This is a genomic window from Methylibium sp. T29, assembly GCF_000576205.1.
GTDB classification, from domain to species: domain Bacteria; phylum Pseudomonadota; class Gammaproteobacteria; order Burkholderiales; family Burkholderiaceae_C; genus Methylibium; species Methylibium petroleiphilum.
On the sequence record NZ_AZND01000069.1, the window covers coordinates 1 to 16,536 of the forward strand.

General features: G+C 64.8%; 11 protein-coding genes, 1 tRNA gene and 2 pseudogenes. 12 read left to right on the forward strand and 2 right to left on the reverse strand.

Annotation, left to right across the window (positions count from 1 at the left end):
- Positions 1-17 precede the first annotated feature (17 nt).
- The 9 genes and pseudogenes from x551_RS10490 to rpoC all read left to right on the forward strand — a co-directional run bounded on the left by x551_RS10490 (position 18) and on the right by rpoC (position 12,472).
- A tRNA-Trp gene (locus tag x551_RS10490) sits at positions 18-93 on the forward strand.
- Between the two features lie 132 nt (positions 94-225).
- On the forward strand, positions 226-609 hold the full coding sequence (gene secE, locus x551_RS10495) for a preprotein translocase subunit SecE (RefSeq protein ID WP_011831031.1): 384 nt from the start codon (positions 226-228) through the stop codon (positions 607-609).
- A gap of 17 nt (positions 610-626) precedes the next feature.
- Positions 627-1,205: a transcription termination/antitermination protein NusG gene (gene nusG, locus x551_RS10500; RefSeq protein ID WP_011831030.1), complete on the forward strand. Its 579-nt coding sequence runs from the start codon at positions 627-629 to the stop codon at positions 1,203-1,205.
- A gap of 164 nt (positions 1,206-1,369) precedes the next feature.
- The gene (rplK, locus tag x551_RS10505) at positions 1,370-1,801 is read left to right on the forward strand and encodes a 50S ribosomal protein L11 (RefSeq protein WP_011831029.1); all 432 of its coding nucleotides are present in this window, start codon (positions 1,370-1,372) and stop codon (positions 1,799-1,801) included.
- A 1-nt stretch (position 1,802) separates the two neighbouring features.
- Positions 1,803-2,510 (forward strand): 50S ribosomal protein L1, encoded by a 708-nt coding sequence (gene rplA / locus x551_RS10510; protein WP_011831028.1) that lies wholly within the window; start codon positions 1,803-1,805, stop codon positions 2,508-2,510.
- Between the two features lie 303 nt (positions 2,511-2,813).
- Positions 2,814-3,338, forward strand: coding sequence for a 50S ribosomal protein L10 (gene rplJ, locus x551_RS10515; protein WP_011831027.1), 525 nt, complete (start codon positions 2,814-2,816; stop codon positions 3,336-3,338).
- 36 nt (positions 3,339-3,374) lie between these two features.
- A complete protein-coding gene (rplL, locus tag x551_RS10520) occupies positions 3,375-3,752 on the forward strand; it encodes a 50S ribosomal protein L7/L12 (RefSeq protein ID WP_011831026.1) in 378 nt (125 codons plus the stop codon).
- Between the two features lie 344 nt (positions 3,753-4,096).
- Positions 4,097-8,223: pseudogene (gene rpoB, locus x551_RS10525) on the forward strand (DNA-directed RNA polymerase subunit beta).
- A 12-nt stretch (positions 8,224-8,235) separates the two neighbouring features.
- Positions 8,236-12,472, forward strand: a pseudogene (gene rpoC, locus x551_RS10530) (DNA-directed RNA polymerase subunit beta').
- Between the two features lie 45 nt (positions 12,473-12,517).
- Here the strand turns inward: rpoC and x551_RS10535 are convergent.
- Complete coding sequence (locus tag x551_RS10535) at positions 12,518-13,003, reverse strand: PIN domain-containing protein (RefSeq protein WP_081771294.1); 486 nt, start codon at positions 13,001-13,003, stop codon at positions 12,518-12,520.
- A gap of 245 nt (positions 13,004-13,248) precedes the next feature.
- Here x551_RS10535 and rpsL point away from each other — a divergent pair, with 245 nt between their 5' ends.
- The 3 genes from rpsL (at position 13,249) to fusA (ending at position 16,411) form a co-directional block, all read left to right on the forward strand.
- A complete protein-coding gene (gene rpsL / locus x551_RS10540; protein WP_011831022.1) occupies positions 13,249-13,626 on the forward strand; it encodes a 30S ribosomal protein S12 in 378 nt (125 codons plus the stop codon).
- A 137-nt stretch (positions 13,627-13,763) separates the two neighbouring features.
- On the forward strand, positions 13,764-14,234 hold the full coding sequence (rpsG, locus tag x551_RS10545; protein ID WP_011831021.1) for a 30S ribosomal protein S7: 471 nt from the start codon (positions 13,764-13,766) through the stop codon (positions 14,232-14,234).
- 74 nt (positions 14,235-14,308) lie between these two features.
- The gene (gene fusA / locus x551_RS10550) at positions 14,309-16,411 is read left to right on the forward strand and encodes an elongation factor G (protein WP_011831020.1); all 2,103 of its coding nucleotides are present in this window, start codon (positions 14,309-14,311) and stop codon (positions 16,409-16,411) included.
- On the opposite strand, the gene x551_RS26450 is transcribed toward fusA, so the two are convergent.
- Positions 16,354-16,536 (reverse strand): hypothetical protein (locus x551_RS26450; protein ID WP_216701316.1); only part of this gene is annotated, 183 nt, incomplete at its 5' end. The genes fusA and x551_RS26450 overlap by 58 nt on opposite strands.

The following is a 16,536-nucleotide window of genomic DNA, read 5'->3' on the forward strand; positions in this document are numbered from 1 at the left end:
CATTTCAAGGGTTGCGTAGGGGTATAGCTCAATTGGCAGAGCGTCGGTCTCCAAAACCGAAGGTTGGGGGTTCGATTCCCTCTGCCCCTGCCACGCATCGCCCGGAGTCCGACAGGCACTGATCGAATCGAACGCACATGCCGGCGCGCAGCGGCCCGCAGGGAGTCTACGGACCCCGCGGGCCTTGCTGCTGTAGGGCAGCCCTCGTGATCGAACCGAAGCAAGATGAACAACCCAACCGTCGAAACCGTTTCCACCGGCGCTGACAAGGCCAAGCTCGCCGCCGCGGGCTTGCTGGTCGTCGCCGCGGTCGCCGCGTTCTACCTGCTCGGCAAGCAGGACCTGTGGCTGCGCGTGGCCGCGCTGCTGGGACTGATGGTCGCCGGCGTGGCCGTGTTCTTCACGGCCGAGCCGGGCAAGGCGCTGGCCGGCTTCGGCCGGGACTCGGTCCGTGAACTGCGCAAGGTCGTGTGGCCAAGCCGCAAGGAAGCGATCCAGATGACGGGCTATGTGTTCGCCTTCGTGTTCGTGATGGCGCTGTTCCTGTGGCTGACCGACAAGACCCTGGAGTGGGCGCTGTACGACTTGATCCTGGGTTGGAGGCGCTGAAAGGCGCGAGGTTGAACATGAGCGAAGTCCAGACCCCAGCCACCACCGACGCCGTACCCGCCAGCCCGCTGCGCTGGTACGTGGTGCATGCCTACTCCGGCATGGAGAAGGCCGTCGAACGCAACCTGCGCGAACGCATCGACCGTGCCGGCATGCAGGCCAAGTTCGGCCGCATCCTCGTCCCGACCGAGGAAGTGGTCGAGATGAAGAACGGCAAGAAGGCCGTGACCGAGCGCCGCTTCTTCCCCGGCTACGTGCTGGTCGAGATGCTGATGGACGATGAGTCCTGGCATCTGGTGAAGCACACCTCCAAGGTCACCGGCTTCGTCGGCGGCGCGAAGAACCGCCCGGCGCCGATTTCCGAGGCCGAGGTGATGAAGATCGTGCACCAGATGCAGGAAGGCATCGAGAAGCCGCGCCCCAAGGTCGAGTGGGAAGTGGGCGAACTGGTGCGCGTCAAGGAAGGCCCGTTCACCGACTTCAACGGTGCCATCGAAGAAGTCAACTACGACAAGTCGAAGGTGCGCGTCTCGGTGACGATCTTCGGCCGCTCGACGCCGGTGGAACTGGATTTCCACGAGGTCGAGAAGGTCTGATGCATTCAGCCCCGATGGCGGGGCGGCGCGCCGCAAGGCAGGCGCCAGACGCCATCCGTTGCTGCCGGTGACGTGACATCGGTGTGAGGAGCCCGGGTAACCAGTCCCTGGCGTTTGCACTCGACCTCCAGCGCAGGCCGCGAGGGAGGTTCTAGGAGAAACACATGGCCAAGAAGATTGTCGGCTTCATCAAGCTGCAAATCCCGGCCGGCAAGGCGAATCCGTCGCCCCCGATCGGTCCCGCGCTGGGTCAGCGCGGCCTCAACATCATGGAGTTCTGCAAGGCGTTCAACGCCCAGACCCAGTCGATGGAACCCGGCCTCGTGCTGCCGGTGGTGATCACCGCGTTCGCGGACAAGAGCTTCACCTTCGTGCTGAAGTCGCCGCCCGCCACGGTGCTGATCAAGAAGGCGATCAAGCTCGACAAGGGCTCGTCCAAGCCGCACACCGACAAGGTCGGCAAGATCACCCGGGCCCAGCTCGAGGAGATCGCCAAGACCAAGACCAAGGACCTGACGGCGGCCGACCTGGACGCTGCGGTCCGCACCATCGCGGGCACCGCCCGCTCGATGGGCGTCACCACGGAGGGTGTCTGACATGGCCAAGCTCACCAAACGCCAGAAGGCCCTCGAGGGCAAGGTCGACAGCCTGAAGCTGTACGCGATCGACGACGCCTTCAAGATCGTGCGTGACTGCGCGACCGCGAAGTTCGACGAATCGATCGACGTGTCCGTGCAACTCGGCATCGATGCGAAGAAGTCAGACCAGGTGGTCCGCGGCGCCGTCGTGCTGCCCAACGGGACCGGCAAGACCAAGCGCGTGGCGGTGTTCGCCCAAGGCGCCAAGGCCGAGGAAGCCAAGGCCGCCGGCGCCGACGTGGTCGGCATGGAAGACCTGGCCGAACAAGTCAAGGCCGGCAACCTGAACTTCGATGTCGTGATCGCGTCGCCGGACACGATGCGGATCGTCGGTACGCTGGGCCAGATTCTGGGCCCGCGCGGCCTGATGCCGAACCCGAAGGTCGGTACCGTGACGCCCGACGTGGCCACCGCAGTGAAGAACGCCAAGGCCGGCCAGGTGCAGTTCCGCGTCGACAAGGCCGGGATCATCCACACGACGCTGGGCCGCCGCTCGTTCGACGGCGACAAGCTCAAGGGCAACCTGCAGGCGCTGATCGAGGCGCTCAACAAGGCCAAGCCGGCGACCAGCAAGGGCATCTACCTGCGCAAGGTCGCGGTGTCGTCGACCATGGGTGTCGGCGTGCGCGTGGACGTGGCGTCGATCAACGCCGCCGCGCAGGGCTGATACATCGGACAAGGGTCTCGCGAGTGTCTGGCGCGAGATCCGGCTGAATTGGTGGGTCGTGCCGGTGAGCCTCTCGGGGCAATCCGGCGCGGGCCGTCAAAGACCGTTGGTGCGGCGCGAGCCGCCTAAATGAGTCGCCGGCCGAAGGGTCGGCGACGAAGCCAGCGCAGATGGCGATCCCGCTGAACGGGCATGGCCGTCGAGGACGAAGCGATTCGTGATCGGCGGGGTCCTGGACAGAAGGTCGCTGAAGTGGGTGCCGCGGACCGCAAGGCCCGGGGCGCATAAGCAAAGGAGTGGACCTTGAGTCTGAATCGCAACGAGAAAGAAGCCGTCGTGGCGCAGGTGTCGGCCCAGGTGGCCAAGGCACAGACGCTGGCGCTGGCCGAGTACCGCGGACTCACGGTGGAACACTTGAACGCGCTGCGCAAGCAGGCGCGCGAGAAGGGCGTCTATCTTCACGTGCTGAAGAACACGCTCGCTCGCCGTGCCGTCGCTGGCACCTCGTTCGAAGTGGCCGCCGGGAGCATGGCTGGCCCGCTGATCTACGGCTTCTCCGAAGACGCCGTGGCAGCAGCCAAAGTCATCGCGGACTTCGCCAAGGGCAACGACAAGCTGGTGATCAAGGCCGGCGCCTATGCCGGCAAGGCCCTGGACGCCGAGGGCGTGAAGGCGCTGGCATCGATCCCGAGCAAGGAAGTGCTGCTGTCGCAGCTGCTGGGACTGATGCAGTCGCCGGTCTCGCGCATCGCGCGCGTGCTGGCCGCGCTGGCCGAGCAGCGAGGTGGGTCGGCGGAAGCCGCGCCCGCCGAGGCTGCCGCCGCCTGATCTTCATTCAATTTCAACGCATATCTAGGAACCAAAATGGCATTCGATAAAGACGCATTCCTGACCGCCCTCGACAGCATGTCGGTGATGGAGCTCAACGAGCTGGTCAAGGCCATCGAAGAGAAGTTCGGCGTGTCCGCCGCCGCGATGGCCGCCCCGGCTGCCGGCGGTGGTGGTGGCGCCGCTGCTGCGGTGGAAGAGAAGACCGAGTTCAACGTCGTTCTGCTCGAGGCCGGCGCGAACAAGGTGTCGGTCATCAAGGCCGTGCGCGAACTGACGGGCCTGGGCCTGAAGGAAGCCAAGGATCTGGTCGATGGCGCGCCGAAGAACGTGAAGGAAGCGGTGGCCAAGGCCGACGCCGAAGCGGCTGTGAAGAAGCTGGTGGAAGCCGGCGCGAAGGCCGAGCTGAAGTAATCCGACGAGGCGCACGGGGCTGGGTGCCGGATCGGCCCCAGCCTTTTGCGCTTCCTGGAGCGATCCCTCTCATTAGCTTGGGGGGTGTCAGAAAGATCCTCGAGGTCATAATCGAGGGTTTCTCCGAGGGCCGTGAGCACCTGGAAGTCTCCCTTGGGGGTTTCCAAGTGTTCTCTGAAACGACTGCAGGGAACCGGTTTGGTCGGGCTGGGGTGCAATGCCCTGGTTGTCCGCCAGCGGCTGGTAGTGGCCAGCCACCAAGCAGCAGACGCAAGGTCTGCGTCGCCAGTCGCCGAAAGAGTGTCGCCTAGGCCGGGCGGCGCTCATTCGACACGGAGTGATCAATGGCGCAAGCAACCCCCTACAGCTACACCGAGCGCAAGCGCATCCGGAAGAGTTTCGGAAAGCGCGAGAACGTCTTGGGCGTGCCCTATCTGCTGACGATGCAGAAGGATTCCTACGTCGCCTTCCTGCAGAAGGACGTGCCGCCCCAAAAGCGCAAACCGGAGGGCTTGCAGGCCGCCTTCCTCTCCGCCTTCCCGATCGTCTCGCACAACGGGTTCGTGGAGATGAAGTACATCGAGTTCAACATGGCCAAGCCCGCGTTCGACACGCGGGAATGCCAGCAGCGCGGCCTGACCTACGCCGCCGCGGTGCGCGCCAAGCTGCAGATGATCATCTATGACCGCGAAACCTCGACCTCGCAGTCGAAGGTGGTCAAGGAGATCAAGGAGCAGGAGGTCTACATGGGTGAAGTGCCCCTGATGACCGACTACGGCTCCTTCATCGTCAACGGCACCGAGCGCGTGATCGTTTCGCAGCTGCATCGCTCGCCGGGCGTGTTCTTCGAGCACGACAAGGGCAAGACCCACAGCTCGGGCAAGCTGCTGTTCAGCGCCCGCATCATTCCCTACCGCGGCTCGTGGCTGGACTTCGAGTTCGACCCGAAGGACATCCTGTACTTCCGCGTCGACCGCCGTCGCAAGATGCCGGTGACGATCCTGCTGAAGGCCATCGGCCTGAACCCGGAGCAGATCCTCGCGAACTTCTTCGTGTTCGACAACTTCCGCCTGATGGACTCGGGCGCGCAGATGGAGTTCGTGGCCGACCGGCTGCGCGGCGAGATCGCCCGCTTCGACCTGACCGACAAGGCGGGTGCCGTGATCGTCGAGAAGGACAAGCGCATCACGGCGCGCCACACGCGTGCGCTGGAAGCGTCGGGCACCAGCTTCATCAGCGTGCCGGAAGACTTCCTCGTCGGCCGCGTGCTGGCGAAGAACATGGTCGATGCCGACACCGGCGAGATCATCGCGAAGGCCAACGACGAACTGACCGATTCGCTGCTGAAGAAGCTGCGCACGGCCGGCATCAAGGACATCCAGTGCCTGTACACGAACGAGCTCGACATGGGCGCGTACATCTCGCAGACGCTGGCCTCCGACGAGACCGCCGACGAGCTGGCCGCTCGCGTGGCGATCTACCGCATGATGCGCCCCGGCGAGCCGCCGACCGAGGACGCGGTGCAGGCCTTGTTCAACCGCCTGTTCTACAGCGAGGACACCTACGACCTGTCGCGCGTCGGGCGGATGAAGTTCAACGCCCGCGTTGGGCGTGACACCGCCGAAGGCCGCATGGTGCTGGCCAACGACGACATCCTCGACGTGGTCAAGATCCTGGTCGAGCTGCGCAACGGCCGCGGCGAGGTGGATGACATCGATCACCTCGGCAACCGCCGCGTGCGCTGTGTTGGTGAGCTGGCCGAGAACCAGTACCGCTCGGGTCTGGCGCGCATCGAGAAGGCCGTGAAGGAACGTCTCGGCCAGGCCGAGACCGAGGCGCTGATGCCGCACGACCTGATCAACTCCAAGCCGATCTCCGCGGCGCTGAAGGAGTTCTTCGGGGCGAGCCAGCTGTCGCAGTTCATGGACCAGACCAACCCGCTGTCCGAGATCACGCACAAGCGTCGCGTCTCGGCCCTGGGCCCGGGTGGCCTGACCCGCGAGCGCGCCGGTTTCGAGGTGCGCGACGTGCACCCGACCCATTACGGCCGCGTCTGCCCGATCGAGACCCCGGAAGGTCCGAACATCGGCCTGATCAACTCGCTGGCGCTGTACGCCCAGCTCAACGAGTACGGGTTCCTCGAGACGCCGTACCGCCGCGTGATCGACAGCAAGGTCACCGACCAGATCGACTACCTGTCGGCCATCGAGGAAGGCAAGTACGTCATCGCGCAGGCCAATGCCGGTCTCGACAAGGACGGCAAGCTGATCGACGAGCTGGTGTCGGCCCGCGAGAGCGGCGAGTCTGTGCTGACCTCACCCGAGCGCATCCAGTACATGGACGTGGCGCCGACGCAGATCGTGTCGGTGGCGGCCTCGCTGGTGCCTTTCCTCGAACACGACGATGCGAACCGCGCGCTGATGGGCGCGAACATGCAGCGCCAGGCCGTGCCGGTGCTGCGCCCCGAGAAGGCCTTCGTCGGCACCGGCGTCGAGCGCGTCTCGGCGGTCGACTCGGGCACGGTTGTCACGGCCAAGCGCGGTGGCGTGGTCGACTACATCGACACTAACCGCATCGTGATCCGCGTCAACGACGCGGAAACGGTGGCGGGCGAGGTCGGCGTCGACATCTACAACCTGATCAAGTACCAGCGCTCGAATCAGAACACCAACATCCACCAGCGCCCGATCGTCCAGCGCGGTGACCAGGTGGGTGCCGGCGACGTGATCGCCGACGGCGCGTCGACCGACATCGGTGAACTGGCGCTCGGCCAGAACATGCTGGTCGCGTTCATGCCCTGGAACGGCTACAACTTCGAGGACTCGATCCTGATCTCGGAGCGCGTGGTCGCCGACGACCGCTATACCTCGATCCACATCGAGGAACTGGTGGTGATGGCGCGTGACACCAAGCTGGGCTCGGAGGAAATCACCCGCGACATCCCGAACCTGTCCGAGCAGCAGCTCGGCCGGCTCGACGAGTCGGGCATCGTCTACATCGGCGCCGAGGTGAACCCGGGCGACGTGTTGGTCGGCAAGGTCACTCCGAAGGGCGAGACCACGCTGACGCCGGAAGAGAAGCTGCTGCGCGCGATCTTCGGCGAGAAGGCGTCCGACGTGAAGGACACCTCGCTGCGCGTGGACCAGGGCACCAACGGCACCGTGATCGATGTGCAGGTGTTCACCCGCGAAGGCATCCAGCGCGACAAGCGCGCCCAGCAAATCATCGACGACGAGCTCAAGCGCTTCCGCCTGGACCTGAACGACCAGCTGCGCATCGTCGAGGCCGACGCCTTCGACCGGATCGAGAAGCTGCTGGCCGGCAAGACGGCCAATGGCGGTCCGAACAAGCTCGCCAAGGGCACGCCGATCGACAAGGCCTACCTGGCGAGCGTCGACAAGTACCATTGGTTCGACATCCGCCCGGCGGACGACGACATCGCCAACCAGCTCGAGTCGATCAAGAACTCGCTCGAGCAGACGCGCCACAGCTTCGACCTCGCCTTCGAGGAGAAGCGCAAGAAGTTGACGCAGGGCGACGAACTGCCGGCCGGCGTGCTGAAGATGGTCAAGGTCTACCTGGCCGTCAAGCGCCGCCTGCAGCCGGGCGACAAGATGGCTGGCCGCCATGGCAACAAGGGCGTGGTCTCCAAGATCGTTCCGGTCGAGGACATGCCGTACATGGCCGACGGCACGCCGTGCGACATCGTGCTCAACCCGCTGGGCGTGCCGTCGCGGATGAACGTCGGACAGGTGCTGGAAGTGCACCTGGCTGGGCCGCCAAGGGCATCGGCCAGCGCATCGGCGACCTGCTCCAGCAGGAGGCAAAGATCGCCGACGTGCGCAAGTTCCTCGACGAGCTGTACAACAAGTCGGGCGGCAAGTCGGAGGGCCTGAGCGGCCTCAGCGATGCCGAGATCACCGAAATGGCGACCAATCTCGCGCAGGGCGTGCCGTTCGCGACGCCGGTGTTCGACGGCGCCACCGAGGAGGAGATCCGCGCGATGATGCACCTCGCCTATCCGGACGAGATCGCCGCGGCCAAGGGGCTGAACGCCACCCGCACTCAGGCGACGCTGCACGACGGCCGCACCGGCGACGCCTTCGAGCGTCCGGTCACCGTGGGCTACATGCACGTGCTGAAGCTGCACCACCTGGTCGACGACAAGATGCATGCGCGTTCCACCGGCCCGTACTCGCTCGTCACGCAGCAGCCGCTGGGCGGCAAGGCGCAGTTCGGCGGCCAGCGTTTTGGCGAAATGGAAGTCTGGGCGCTGGAAGCCTATGGCGCGAGCTATGTGCTGCAGGAAATGCTGACCGTGAAGTCGGACGACGTGAACGGCCGCACCAAGGTGTACGAAAGCATCGTCAAGGGCGAGCACGCGATCGAGGCCGGCATGCCGGAGTCGTTCAACGTGCTGGTGAAGGAAATTCGTTCGCTCGGCATCGACATCGAGCTCGAGCGCAACTAAAGGAGAAGATGCATGAAGGGACTACTCGACCTTTTCAAGCAGTTCACCCCGGATGAGCATTTCGATGCCATCAAGATCGGCCTGGCGTCCCCGGAGAAGATCCGGAGCTGGTCGTTCGGCGAGGTGAAGAAGCCCGAGACCATCAACTACCGTACCTTCAAGCCGGAACGCGACGGCTTGTTCTGCGCCAAGATCTTCGGACCGATCAAGGACTACGAGTGCCTGTGCGGCAAGTACAAGCGCCTGAAGCACCGCGGCGTGATCTGCGAGAAATGCGGCGTCGAGGTCACCCAGACCAAGGTGCGCCGTGACCGCATGGGCCACATCGATCTGGCCGCGCCCTGCGCGCACATCTGGTTTCTGAAGTCGCTGCCGTCGCGCCTGGGCCTGGTGCTCGACATGACGCTGCGTGACATCGAACGCGTGCTGTACTTCGAGGCCTACGTGGTCGTCGACCCGGGCATGACCGAGCTGAAGAAGTTCTCGATCATGACCGAGGACGACTACGACGCGAAGAAACAGCAGCACGGCGACGAATTCGTCGCGCTGATGGGCGCCGAGGGCATCCAGAAGCTGCTGGCCGAGATCGACCTCGACGTCGAGATCGAGCGCCTGCGCGGCGACATGACTGGCTCCGAGCTCAAGGTCAAGAAGAACTCGCGTCGCCTGAAGGTGATGGAGGCCTTCAAGAAGTCGGGCATCAAGCCGCAGTGGATGGTGATGAACGTGCTGCCGGTGCTGCCGCCGGACCTGCGTCCGCTGGTGCCGCTGGACGGCGGGCGCTTCGCCACGTCCGACCTGAACGATCTGTACCGCCGCGTCATCAACCGCAACAACCGCCTGGCCCGCCTGCTCGAACTGAAGGCGCCGGAGATCATCGTGCGCAACGAGAAGCGCATGCTGCAGGAGGCGGTGGACTCGCTGCTCGACAACGGCCGCCGCGGCAAGGCGATGACGGGCGCGAACAAGCGCGCCCTGAAGTCGCTGGCCGACATGATCAAGGGCAAGAGCGGTCGCTTCCGCCAGAACCTGCTGGGCAAGCGCGTCGACTACTCGGGCCGTTCGGTCATCGTGGTCGGCCCGACGCTCAAGCTGCACCAGTGCGGCCTGCCCAAGCTGATGGCGCTCGAGCTGTTCAAGCCCTTCATCTTCTCGCGCCTGGAAGCCATGGGCATCGCCACCACCATCAAGGCGGCGAAGAAGGAAGTGGAATCGGGCACGCCGGTGGTCTGGGACATCCTTGAAGAAGTCATCAAGGAACACCCGGTCATGCTGAACCGCGCGCCGACGCTGCACCGCCTGGGCATCCAGGCGTTCGAGCCGGTGCTGATCGAGGGCAAGGCGATCCAGCTGCACCCGCTGGTCTGCGCGGCGTTCAACGCCGACTTCGACGGTGACCAGATGGCCGTCCACGTGCCGCTGTCGATCGAGGCGCAGATGGAAGCCCGCACGCTGATGCTGGCCTCCAACAACGTGCTGTTCCCGGCCAACGGCGAACCGTCGATCGTGCCGTCGCAGGACGTCGTGCTGGGTCTGTACTACGCGACCCGCGACCGCATCAACGCCAAGGGCGAGGGCCTGATCTTCTCCGACGTGGTCGAGGTGCAGCGCGCGCTCGACAACGGCCAGGTCGAGATCACCGCGAAGATCGCCGTGCGCCTGACCGAGTGGACCAAGGACAAGGAGAGCGGCGAGTTCGTGCCGGAGTCCAAGCTGGTCGACACCACGGTCGGCCGTGCGCTGCTGTCGGAGATCCTGCCCAAGGGCCTGCCGTTCGCCAACATCAACAAGGCGCTGAAGAAGAAGGAGATCTCGCGGCTGATCAACACCTCCTTCCGCAAGTGCGGTCTGAAGGAGACGGTGGTGCTGGCCGACAAGCTGCTGCAGAGCGGCTTCCGTCTGGCCACGCGCGCCGGTATTTCGATCTCGATCGACGACATGCTGGTGCCCAAGCAGAAGCACGACCTGATCGAGCGCGCCGAGAAGGAAGTCAAGGAGATCGAACAGCAGTACGTCTCGGGTCTCGTGACGGCCGGGGAGCGCTACAACAAGGTCGTCGACATCTGGGGCAAGACCGGCGACGAGGTCGGCAAGGTCATGATGGCCCAGCTGTCCAAGCAGAAGGTCGAGGACCGTCACGGCAAGCTGGTGGACCAGGAGTCGTTCAACTCCATCTACATGATGGCCGACTCCGGTGCGCGCGGTTCCGCCGCGCAGATCCGCCAGTTGGCCGGCATGCGCGGCCTGATGGCCAAGCCGGACGGCTCGATCATCGAGACGCCCATCACGGCGAACTTCCGTGAAGGCCTGAACGTGCTGCAGTACTTCATCTCCACCCACGGCGCCCGCAAGGGCTTGGCGGACACGGCGCTGAAGACCGCGAACTCCGGCTACCTGACGCGCCGCCTGGTCGACGTCACACAGGATCTGGTGGTGACCGAGGACGATTGCGGCACTGACGCCGGCATCGCGATGCGCGCGCTGGTCGAGGGCGGCGAGGTCATCGAGTCGCTGCGCGACCGCATTCTCGGCCGCGTGACGGCCATCGAGGTGCTGCATCCAGAGACCCAGCAGGTGGTCGTGCCGGCCGGACTGATGCTCGACGAGGACACGCTCGACATCGTCGAGGCGGCTGCCGTCGACGAGGTGAAGGTCCGCACGCCGTTGACCTGCCATACGCGCTTCGGCCTGTGCGCCAAGTGCTACGGCCGCGACCTCGGTCGCGGCGGGCTGGTGAACGCCGGCGAGGCGGTGGGCGTGATCGCCGCGCAGTCGATCGGCGAGCCCGGCACGCAGCTGACGATGCGCACCTTCCACATCGGTGGCGCGGCGTCGCGTGCCGCGGTGGCCTCCAGCGTCGAGGCGAAGTCCGATGGTCACATCGGCTTCAACGCGACGATGCGCTACGTGACCAACGGCAAGGGCGAATTGGTGGTGATCTCGCGTTCCGGCGAGATCATCATCTCCGATCAGCACGGCCGAGAGCGCGAACGCCACAAGGTACCGTATGGCGCGACGCTCAACATCAAGGCCGACCAGCAGGTCAAGGCCGGCACCGTGCTGGCCAACTGGGATCCGCTGACCCGGCCGATCATCACCGAGTTCGCTGGCAAGGCGAAGTTCGAGAACGTGGAAGAGGGTGTCACCGTCGCCAAGCAGGTGGACGAGGTGACGGGCTTGTCGACGCTGGTGGTCATCGACGAAGCGCCGTGGCGCAGCCAAGGTGGTTCGCCCGCAGGTGAAGCTGCTCGACGCAGCCGGGAACGAGGTGAAGATCCCCGGTACCGACCACTCGGTGACGATCGGTTTCCCGATCGGCTCGCTGGTGCAGATCCGCGACGGTCAGGACCTCGCCCCGGGCGAAGTGCTGGCCCGCATCCCGGTCGAAGGCCAGAAGACGCGCGACATCACCGGCGGTCTGCCGCGGGTGGCCGAGCTGTTCGAGGCCCGCACGCCCAAGGACAAGGGCACCCTGGCCGAGATGACCGGGACCGTGTCGTTCGGCAAGGAGACCAAGGGCAAGGTGCGCCTGCAGATCACCGACCCGGACGGCAAGGTCTACGAAGAGCTGGTGCCGAAGGAGAAGAACATCCTGGTGCACGAAGGCCAGGTGGTCAACAAGGGCGAGTCCATCGTCGACGGCCCGGCCGATCCGCAGGACATCCTGCGACTGCTGGGGATCGAGGAGCTGGCGCGCTACATCGTCGACGAGGTGCAGGACGTCTACCGCCTGCAGGGTGTGAAGATCAACGACAAGCACATCGAGGTGATCGTTCGCCAGATGCTGCGCCGCGTGCAGATCGTCAACCCGGGCGACACGCACTACATCCTGGGTGAGCAGGTCGAGCGCGCCTCGATGCTGGACACCAACGACAAGATGCGCGCCGAAGGCAAGATGATCGCGACGCATGCCGACGTGCTGCTGGGTATCACCAAGGCCTCGCTGTCGACCGACTCGTTCATCTCGGCGGCGTCGTTCCAGGAGACCACGCGCGTGCTGACCGAGGCGGCGATCATGGGCAAGCGCGACGAACTCCGTGGTCTGAAGGAGAACGTCATCGTCGGCCGTCTGATCCCGGCCGGGACCGGCCTGGCCTTCCACCGGGCCCGCAAAGCCAAGGAGGAAATGGACGACGCCGAACGCCGCTCGATCGCTCTGCAGGAGGCTGAGGAGCAGGCCCTGCTGGCGCCTGCGACGACCGCCGAGGCTGTGGTGGGCGAGGAGCCGGCGCCGCCCCCGGCGCAGTAGTTGGGGTTGCGCAGCGACTGCAAGGGCGGCTTCGGCCGCCCTTTTTCATGAGCGGCTCGTCGCGGTGGGGCGGTTAGCTTCAGCGGCAGCCTCGGCGCTGACGGTCATGCTGGCCTGCCAATGAGTGGGTGTGAGTACACGCAAACCAGTTGGCGCGGCGCGCCGTGCCAGCTTGAGCAGCGCCCGATCCCGGGTCAACAGCCAAGTGACGTGGCGCGCCAATGCGAGATCGATGAACATCTGGTCGTCGGGGTCCGTGCAGCGCAGCGAACAGCCCGGGACGGTGTCAGTGTCTACCTGGGCCCAACGCGCCCAGGCGGCCTCAAGGCGGGCGACATCAGGCGACCACGCGCTCAGGCTGGGGCTTGCGAACAGCCGCCGGTGCTCGAGCAGCATCGCGGGTGTGGCGATCCAGCGGAGCGTGCCGCACTCGATTGCCCGCCCGAAGGCAGCGCCCGGGTCCTGGAAAACGAGCCAGTCCAAGATCGCATTGGTGTCGATGACCGCGCTGGGCGGAGGGGCTGCTGTCATGGAGAAGGGGGAGAGGCGACCGACGGAGGCAGGCCCTCTTGCTTGCGGGCAATGTTCGACACGAATATACTGTCAGGCTTTTCGGCAGATTCTGCTGCGCTCTTTGCTGGGCGACCTGCGCCGCGCTTCCTGAACCGTCCTCGCTCGAGGGCCCAGGCGCGCATCCCGGGTTGGTTCCGTCTGGAGGCGTCGCGCATGACACCGGAAGACCTGAACCAGTAACTTCAAACGGGAACAAGTTACCCATGCCAACCATCAACCAGCTCGTGCGCCACGGTCGCCAGACCGAGGTCACGAAGTCGAAGTCGCCTGCGATGCAGGGCGGCCCGCAGCGTCGGGGCGTCTGCACGCGCGTCTACACCACCACGCCGAAGAAGCCGAACTCGGCGCTCCGGAAGGTCGCCAAGGTGCGCCTGACCAACGGGTTCGAGGTCATCTCGTACATCGGCGGCGAAGGCCACAACCTGCAGGAGCACAGCGTGGTGCTCGTGCGCGGCGGCCGGGTCAAGGACTTGCCGGGCGTGCGCTACCACATCGTGCGCGGTTCGCTCGATCTGCAGGGTGTGAAGGACCGCAAGCAGTCGCGCTCCAAGTACGGCGCGAAGCGCCCGAAGAAGGCGTAAGACTGCGCCAGAGGATCGTCGGCCGCGAGGCCGATGTCGGATGGCCCGCCGCAGGCGGGTCGAGTAAGTGGGTGGCCCCGGTGTGTGGCTGCCCGAGGCGCCCGAACGGCGCCGACTGAAGCACAGAAGGAAGAGAAATGCCCCGTCGTCGCGAAGTACCCAAGCGCGAGATCCTGCCGGACCCGAAGTTCGGCAACGTCGATCTCTCGAAGTTCATGAACGTGATCATGGAATCCGGCAAGAAGGCCGTGGCCGAGCGCATCATCTACGGCGCCCTCGAGACCGTCGAGAAGAAGGCCAACCGTGATCCGCTCGAGGTCTTCATCACCGCGCTGAACAACGTGAAGCCGATGGTCGAAGTGAAGTCTCGCCGTGTCGGCGGTGCGAACTACCAAGTTCCCGTGGAAGTTCGCCCCGTTCGTCGCATGGCGCTGGCGATGCGCTGGCTCAAGGAGTCGGCTCGCAAGCGCAGCGAGAAGTCGATGGCCCAGCGTCTCGCGAATGAACTGCTCGAGGCCTCGGAAGGCCGCGGCGGCGCAATGAAGAAGCGCGATGAAGTTCACCGCATGGCCGAAGCCAACAAGGCGTTCTCGCACTTCCGCTTCTAAGTCTCTTTTTGGTCCCCGGCCGCTCTTCGGGTTTGTACGAACCCGCGAGCGGCCCCTGTATTTGGAGTCACACCATGGCCCGCAAGACCCCCATCGAGCGCTACCGCAACATCGGTATCTCTGCGCACATCGATGCCGGCAAGACCACCACCACCGAGCGCATCCTGTTCTACACCGGCGTGAACCACAAGATCGGTGAAGTGCACGATGGTGCGGCGACCATGGACTGGATGGAGCAGGAGCAGGAGCGCGGCATCACGATCACGTCGGCCGCCACCACCTGTTTCTGGAAGGGCATGGAGCTGGCCTTTCCCGAGCACCGCATCAACATCATCGACACCCCGGGGCACGTCGACTTCACCATCGAGGTGGAGCGCTCGATGCGTGTGCTCGATGGCGCCTGCATGGTTTACTGTGCCGTGGGCGGCGTGCAGCCGCAGTCGGAGACGGTCTGGCGCCAGGCCAACAAGTACAAGGTGCCGCGCCTGGCGTTTGTCAACAAGATGGACCGCACCGGTGCGAACTTCTACAAGGTCTATGACCAGATGAAGGTTCGCCTGAAGGCGAACCCGGTGCCCATCGTGCTGCCGATCGGTGCCGAGGAGAACTTCACCGGTGTGATCGACCTCATCAAGATGAAGGCGATCATCTGGGATGAAGCCTCCCAGGGCATGAAGTTCAACTACGAGGACATCCCCGCTGACCTGCAGGCCGAGTCGCAGAAGTGGCGCGAGAACATGGTCGAGGCTGCGGCCGAGGCCAGCGAAGAGCTGATGAACAAGTATCTCGAATCGGGCGAACTGACCGAGGCGGAGATCAAGTTCGGCATCCGCACGCGCACGATCGCCGCCGAGATCCAGCCGATGTTCTGTGGCACCGCCTTCAAGAACAAGGGCGTGCAGCGCATGCTCGACGGCGTGATCGACTTCATGCCGTCGCCGATCGACATTCCCCCGGTTCCCGGCCATGACGACGACGACAAGGAAGTGGTTCGTCGTGCGGCCGATGACGAGAAGTTCGCCGCGCTGGCTTTCAAGCTGATGACCGACCCCTACGTCGGCCAACTCACCTTCGTGCGCGTCTATTCGGGTGTGCTGAAGTCCGGTGATTCGGTTTTCAACCCGATCCGAGGCAAGAAGGAGCGCATCGGGCGGATCCTGCAGATGCATGCCAACCAGCGCGAAGAGATCAAGGAGATCCTGGCCGGCGACATCGCGGCCTGCGTGGGCCTGAAGGAAGTGACCACGGGCGAGACGCTGTGCGATCCGGACGCGATCATCACGCTCGAGAAGATGATCTTCCCCGAGCCGGTGATCTCGCAGGCCGTTGAGCCCAAGACCAAGGCCGACCAGGAGAAGATGGGCATCGCCCTGGGTCGTCTGGCTCAGGAAGACCCGTCGTTCCGCGTGCGCACCGATGAAGAGTCCGGCCAGACCATCATCTCCGGCATGGGCGAGCTGCACCTGGAAATCATCGTCGATCGCATGAAGCGCGAGTTCGGCGTAGAGGCCAACGTCGGCAAGCCGCAGGTTGCCTACCGCGAAACCATCCGCAAGCCGGTGTCGGACATCGAAGGCAAGTTCGTTCGCCAGTCGGGCGGCAAGGGCCAGTACGGCCACGTCGTGCTGAAGATCGAGCCGCAGGAGCCAGGCAAGGGTTTCGAGTTCGTCGACGCCATCAAGGGTGGCGTGGTGCCGCGCGAGTTCATCCCGGCGGTCAAGAAGGGCGTCGAAGATTCGCTGCCGAACGGCGTGCTCGCGGGCTTCCCGGTGGTGGACGTGAAGGTCACGCTGACCTTCGGTTCGTACCACGAGGTCGACTCGAACGAGAACGCCTTCAAGATGGCCGCGTCGCTGGGCTTCAAGGACGGCTGCCGCAAGGCCTCGCCGGTCATCCTCGAGCCGATGATGGCCGTGGAAGTCGAGACACCGGAAGACTACGCCGGCAACGTCATGGGCGACCTGTCGTCCCGTCGCGGCATGGTGCAGGGCATGGACGACATGCCGGGCGGTGGCAAGGCCATCAAGGCCGAGGTGCCGCTGTCGGAGATGTTTGGCTACTCGACCACGCTGCGCTCGATGTCGCAGGGCCGCGCCACGTACACGATGGAGTTCAAGCACTACAGCGAAGCGCCCAAGAACGTGGCCGACGCGATCATCACGTCGCGCGCGAAGTAAAAGCGCTGAGAAAACAAGCCGGTCTTCTGTGAGGTGCCGCCTGCTGCCAGTGGCAGGTGAATCCGCTCCCCGCCGGAGACCTTAAACCGAACACTGGCACTGTTCTTTATCTGGAGATTCTGAAA

Coding starts and splice junctions, on each gene's coding strand:
- secE (WP_011831031.1), top strand. CDS start 226: ATGAACAACCCAACCGTCGAAACCGTTTCCACCGGCGCTGACAAGGCC.
- nusG (WP_011831030.1), top strand. CDS start 627: ATGAGCGAAGTCCAGACCCCAGCCACCACCGACGCCGTACCCGCCAGC.
- rplK (WP_011831029.1), top strand. CDS start 1,370: ATGGCCAAGAAGATTGTCGGCTTCATCAAGCTGCAAATCCCGGCCGGC.
- rplA (WP_011831028.1), top strand. CDS start 1,803: ATGGCCAAGCTCACCAAACGCCAGAAGGCCCTCGAGGGCAAGGTCGAC.
- rplL (WP_011831026.1), top strand. CDS start 3,375: ATGGCATTCGATAAAGACGCATTCCTGACCGCCCTCGACAGCATGTCG.
- x551_RS10535 (WP_081771294.1), bottom strand. CDS start 13,003: ATGACAGCAGCCCCTCCGCCCAGCGCGGTCATCGACACCAATGCGATC.
- rpsL (WP_011831022.1), top strand. CDS start 13,249: ATGCCAACCATCAACCAGCTCGTGCGCCACGGTCGCCAGACCGAGGTC.
- rpsG (WP_011831021.1), top strand. CDS start 13,764: ATGCCCCGTCGTCGCGAAGTACCCAAGCGCGAGATCCTGCCGGACCCG.
- fusA (WP_011831020.1), top strand. CDS start 14,309: ATGGCCCGCAAGACCCCCATCGAGCGCTACCGCAACATCGGTATCTCT.